Annotated in this window: 6 protein-coding genes; 3 read left to right on the plus strand and 3 right to left on the minus strand. The window is 37.4% G+C overall.

The window, feature by feature from the left end:
• Nucleotides 1-121 precede the first annotated feature (121 nt).
• Nucleotides 122-283, plus strand: coding sequence for a hypothetical protein (locus tag H6G97_RS45380; protein ID WP_190946987.1), 162 nt, complete (start codon nt 122-124; stop codon nt 281-283).
• Between the two features lie 293 nt (nt 284-576).
• The gene (locus H6G97_RS45385) at nt 577-864 is read left to right on the plus strand and encodes a Mo-dependent nitrogenase C-terminal domain-containing protein (protein WP_190946988.1); all 288 of its coding nucleotides are present in this window, start codon (nt 577-579) and stop codon (nt 862-864) included.
• 58 nt (nt 865-922) lie between these two features.
• Here the strand turns inward: H6G97_RS45385 and H6G97_RS45390 are convergent, their stop codons facing one another.
• The gene (locus H6G97_RS45390) at nt 923-2,476 is read right to left on the minus strand and encodes an FAD-binding domain-containing protein (RefSeq protein WP_190946989.1); all 1,554 of its coding nucleotides are present in this window, start codon (nt 2,474-2,476) and stop codon (nt 923-925) included.
• 278 nt (nt 2,477-2,754) lie between these two features.
• Here H6G97_RS45390 and H6G97_RS45395 point away from each other — a divergent pair, with 278 nt between their 5' ends.
• Nucleotides 2,755-3,000: a hypothetical protein gene (locus tag H6G97_RS45395; protein ID WP_190946990.1), complete on the plus strand. Its 246-nt coding sequence runs from the start codon at nt 2,755-2,757 to the stop codon at nt 2,998-3,000.
• 432 nt (nt 3,001-3,432) lie between these two features.
• Here H6G97_RS45395 and H6G97_RS45400 read toward each other — a convergent pair whose 3' ends face one another.
• Together H6G97_RS45400 and H6G97_RS45405 are read right to left on the minus strand one after the other, a co-directional pair.
• Complete coding sequence (locus H6G97_RS45400) at nt 3,433-3,621, minus strand: hypothetical protein (protein ID WP_190946115.1); 189 nt, start codon at nt 3,619-3,621, stop codon at nt 3,433-3,435.
• Between the two features lie 351 nt (nt 3,622-3,972).
• Complete coding sequence (locus H6G97_RS45405; protein ID WP_190946991.1) at nt 3,973-4,545, minus strand: dihydrofolate reductase family protein; 573 nt, start codon at nt 4,543-4,545, stop codon at nt 3,973-3,975.
• Between the last annotated feature and the right edge of the window lie 380 nt (nt 4,546-4,925).

Below are 4,925 nucleotides of genomic sequence, written 5' to 3' on the forward strand. Positions count from 1 at the left end.
GGGGTAGAGGGCGCGTAATTGGGCTATAAATCTCTAAATAAAAGGGTTTGAGGCAGTAACATCCAAAAGATGCTTCAGTTTTTAACCGAAAAGTTGTAAATAAAGTTAATAAATACTTCAGATGTTGTCGCCATACTCCATCGCTTCCCTAATCGATTATCCCAAAATTACCGGAAGTGCTGCTGATGTGGGCTATTGGAGTGATGAGTGGGGTGTTGGTGAGAAATCTGGCGCGGAGATTCGGTTTAGTAGCTCTTTTGTTCACAACCCACTGTTGAGGTAATACTTCAAACAAGACCTTGTGTTTATTTTTAACGCTAATTCCTCAAAGTAAAAAACAGTAGTCGTTACAGGAGCTAGGGATGCGCTCATACTCGTGTCCCCTTCAGACGTTTAACTTTGCTCCCAATATTTCTTATTTAGATGTGATTGCCTTCCTCTTGTGGATTTTAAGGAATTTTACTGATATTTCAATTGACTTTCTTTAAGCGGAGAAAAACATCGTAAATTTACGATGTTTTTCTACATAGAGAAGTGTCATTTTAGAGAAATAGATTTTGGAAAGAGAATTGATATATGAATTTCTTAAAAAAAGACTATTTCAACAATAACTTATTAAACCAGCTCCGTTATCAGCTTGAGATATTAGAAATACATGATTCTAAATTAGCCAAACTTTTATGCAAACTAATCCCATCCCATTGTCCTTTTGAAATAACTGTAAGAATTTTAGGGAGGACAGTTTTTCACATTCCACCATTGTGTAAAATCAACCCCCTTTATGAGCAAATAATTGGTTTACGTTACAAGTGTTTGTTGTATTTAGTAGATGAATGTGGCGAAGATGCAACAAGGTATTGTTAAACAGGATTTTTGTTTAGTAAAAAGAGAGAGGAGCTTGGTCTAAAATCTAGATAATGCTTTACTCTTGCGTCAGGGTAAGCTTTTGTTGATATTCTTTATACTCTCTATCTTTCTGCTGCCAGTATTTCTCAACTGTTTCTTTAGCAGCGATTGCACTATCGTATTCATCTCCACCTTGGCTTAATAATTGCTGTTTACTTTGCTTTCGTAAGTCAGAAACAACTTTACCGTTAACTTTACGCGTCTTTGACCAATCTAGAATCGCTTTAGGATAGTTACTAGTGTCAATGTATTTCCCCTGTTCAATTTCTGGTAAACTGTAGCCCCGTAGTTCCGGTACCCAGTGGGAAATAAAGTCTCCTTGCGGGTCTTTTTCGGCAATATTCTTCGACGGCTTATAAATGCGAAAAGTATCGCTAAGTGGATTAGTTACACCAGCCTGCATCTGCCATTGCCAATTATTAATTGCTAAATCTCCATCTACTAAATAGTTCATGTAGTGTTTAGCTCCGTGATGCCATGAAATCCCACAGTTAATAGTTAGGAATGTGGCACACATCGCTCGCATCCGAAAATTCATCCAACCCATTGTTTTGAGTTGTCGCATACTGGCATCAACCAGTGGAAAGCCTGTCATACCTTTAAGCCAAGCCTGAAATAACTCTTGTTTTTCTGCCGACAATGTTGCTGGTGTATATAATTTATCAAACTCCCTGTAGCGGTTAATATAAGCAATTTCTGGATGAAAATAGAGTCGCTGTGTAAAACTATCATGCCAGCGCAAACGGTCTCGAAATGCTTTGAGGGAGAATTCTGCCTTGGGTTGAGTTTTTAATTCTTCTGCTTTAGCTTTAGTGCTTTGGTAAACAGTGCGAGTTGAAATAGTCCCAAAAGTCAGGTGTGGTGATAAATGAGATGTAGCACCAAGCTGTGAGAGCATTGGGCGAGAAAGTTTCCAATGGTATCCGTAATATCTTTTTTTGAGAAATGAGTCTAGTTTAGCTTGTGCTTGTGTTTCTCCCCCTGTAAAGTAAACTTTCTCAACTTCCCAAAAGCGATGGTATTTCTGTTTGAGTTCATCAAATGTTAGCTCTGGTAGATCGAGTGTGATTTGAGGCGTATTAATAGTTGCTGGTGTTTTATATTGGGATTGTCTTTGATAGGTGTAGTATTCGTTAAACCACTCGTCACGTTGCTCTGTTGATTGCAGAAAGTTGTTTAGTCCAATGTGGTAATCAAGGTTTAACTGTTTGTAGAAATCAACTATAGTTTTATCCCGGCTGACACCGTATTCTACCTGCACATCACGGTTAAAGAAAAGTTTGGGCTTATATCCTGCAATGATTAACTGCTTAGTCAATTCTTGCACGATGTCTGTAGAATTACCTTCAAATAAGTACAGCCGACTACCTAACTTTTGGAGATTTGAGTCGAGATTTTCCAATGACTCAAACAAGAAGCGGACTCTCTTCTTTCCGACATCAGCCCAGGTATAAAACCAAGGGTCAATAATGAAGAATGGCAGAACTACTACACCATTATCAGCTGTTGCTAATGTGACAATCTCGTTATCAGTTAAACGCAAATCTCGACGAAACCATAGAAGGTGCATAGTTTAATCTACCATCATTGCAATACATTTGTACTAACAAGGTCTTTTGTTGTCGAAGTTGAGTGCCCATAGCCAGCTGTAATCTATCCTGACTGCGCTGACTTTTGACAGTGCAGTGAACCGAACAAGTAAGTTCTAGTTTTAACGACTTGTGAGCAGTCTAAAAAGTAGGCAATTATAAAGTCAGGTATCAATGTTAATTCTTTCATTAACTCCTGAACTCTTCAGATTCAAGAATAAACTTTTTGTAATCATAGATTTGTCAATTTTAGATAGAAATGCAACTGAGCAGTCAAATAGAAAAGCCTATTTTAAAAAAGGCATCTGCAACAAACTTACCCCAACAGTTAGAGCCAGAAATTAAAATCATTGAGGCTCCCAAACCAGCATTAAAAGCCAAACAAAAGCTGGAAGAAAATAATAACAAGCTAGAGTATGATTTTAACTACTACTATTCTCCAGTATTTGACAATCTCCAATTGAAATCAATTGAAAACTCAGGGTGGCAGGTGTCAGACATTTAGCGAGAGATTCGGGTAGATAGTTACTGTGATAGTTGGTAATGTTCAGAGCTAGCAATAATGTCAAGTAGTAACCTAAGCGACACACCTTGTAGAATATAAAACTGCAAGGGTAGCGGATGTAGAGCAATATTTAAAAGTCAAAAGTTTAAATGGGGACACATTTGCCCTCATTTTTAAGATAGATATCAGGGGAGCGTGCGTTAGAATTGAAGTAATGGCAACTTGATTGATTTGAAGCTAGATTAAAAAATCGAGGGTAAAAGTTGCTCACAGGGCAAGGTTTAATGATTGGGTCATTGATAAGTTGTTTATACAGCATTTGTGATAAGCAATCAAAGTACTGTATAGAAACGGTGTAACCCAAAAATAGCGATGTAGAGTTTAATATTTACAGGAGTCAAAACTATGGCTAAGGTGACAATTTACAGACTATTAACCAGTCAACTTAATCACGCCTTGGCTGACTAAATGTTCAAGCTGAGAATGATGCTGTGTTTGCTCCCGTAGCAATTTGAGTTGCTGGTAAGTGAGAATGTGTAATCCGGGGCGAACAACATAACCTTCAATGGTAATGCTTTGTGGTTGTTGGCTATCGGTGCGGTTGTAGGAAATCGAAGGCATATTTACAATTATGTAAGTTAAAACTGATTAGTAGAAGAAAGTTTGATTCTTTATTCTCTTACAGCTTCACACAATTTCCTCTTAAAAGGTGATTATAGAATCAGTCAACGCCAAACTATGTAGGAGATTCTCAATAGAAGTGCTTTACAGTCCTAGCCAAGATGAACCAAATACCAATGGCCATTCACCATTAATTGCAGTTTAGAATCTGGCTTGTACCGTACAATATAAAACTGTCCTAAGCGAAAGCTGGAGCAGTTTTTGTTAGAAGTAAATTGTATAGGGGACAATTAATGTTGCCCCCGGTTTATCCATATTAAGTACCGTTATATAATACTCTTCACATCATATTTAGTCACGTCTTGGCTCGTAATTGAGAACAACAATACCACAGTCAAATGATGTAGCTTTTACTAATGTCAGATATTGTTTGCTATCAAGTTCTTTGAAAATTGTCATTCCGTCACCAATTGCGATTGGATTAATAAATAAATGAAACTCGTCAATTAATTCTTGTTTGATTAGAGCCGATACAAAGGTCGCACCGCCATAAGCGATGATGTCTTTACCGTCTTGTTTTTTTAATTTAGTGATTTCGTCAACAAGGTTGCCTTTTACTAAAACGGTATTGTCCCATTCTGACTTATCAAGCGTTTTGGTAAAAACAACTTTGTGTGTCTCCGTAAATTTCCTACCAGATGTAAACTCCGGGTCATCAGGATTTCCAGCCACGCTACCCCAGTAAGGAATGAACCCTTCGGCAAGTTTTCGTCCAAGAATAATGCAGTCAACAGGTTCAGTTATATTTTTGACATATTGTTTTAATTCGTCGTCCCAATTCCACGCCATAAAGTCCATTTCGCCATTTAATCCGGCAATGTATCCGTCAAGGGTCATTTGTATTTGAAGTTTTAATTTTCTCATTGTTGTATTCTCCTTTGTGACGAATTAGGTTCATATTCAGCCCCTTTATAGTACATAAATACTGTATAAATTTCCTATCTCTTGTGGCTAAATATGAGAATGTATTTACCTAATTGAAAATGAAATCGTTACACCTATTAGACGGTTTTGGAGCAAAATAGCGATTATCTATCGCGCCAAATCGACACAGCAGTAGGTATGAATTGTTAATTTTTTTTCGTATGCTGCTTGATTGTTAGTCCTTTTCTCCCTATCCTCACAAAAGGTGTAAACGTTCACAGGAGTTATCCTGCTACTGTAAAAAATAAGTACACGTAAATGGTAGATTAAGAGGCATGAATGAAAACTGCCTCGCCTACGGAATCGAAATTTCCGACTTA

The organism is Nostoc flagelliforme FACHB-838 (assembly GCF_014698065.1).
Classification (GTDB): Bacteria; Cyanobacteriota; Cyanobacteriia; order Cyanobacteriales; family Nostocaceae; genus Nostoc; species Nostoc flagelliforme_B.

Bases quoted from the DNA above. Each gene is read 5' to 3' on its own strand.
- H6G97_RS45380 (WP_190946987.1), top strand. From the start codon at position 122: ATGTTGTCGCCATACTCCATCGCTTCCCTAATCGATTATCCCAAAATT.
- H6G97_RS45385 (WP_190946988.1), top strand. From the start codon at position 577: ATGAATTTCTTAAAAAAAGACTATTTCAACAATAACTTATTAAACCAG.
- H6G97_RS45390 (WP_190946989.1), bottom strand. From the start codon at position 2,476: ATGCACCTTCTATGGTTTCGTCGAGATTTGCGTTTAACTGATAACGAG.
- H6G97_RS45395 (WP_190946990.1), top strand. From the start codon at position 2,755: ATGCAACTGAGCAGTCAAATAGAAAAGCCTATTTTAAAAAAGGCATCT.
- H6G97_RS45400 (WP_190946115.1), bottom strand. From the start codon at position 3,621: ATGCCTTCGATTTCCTACAACCGCACCGATAGCCAACAACCACAAAGC.
- H6G97_RS45405 (WP_190946991.1), bottom strand. From the start codon at position 4,545: ATGAGAAAATTAAAACTTCAAATACAAATGACCCTTGACGGATACATT.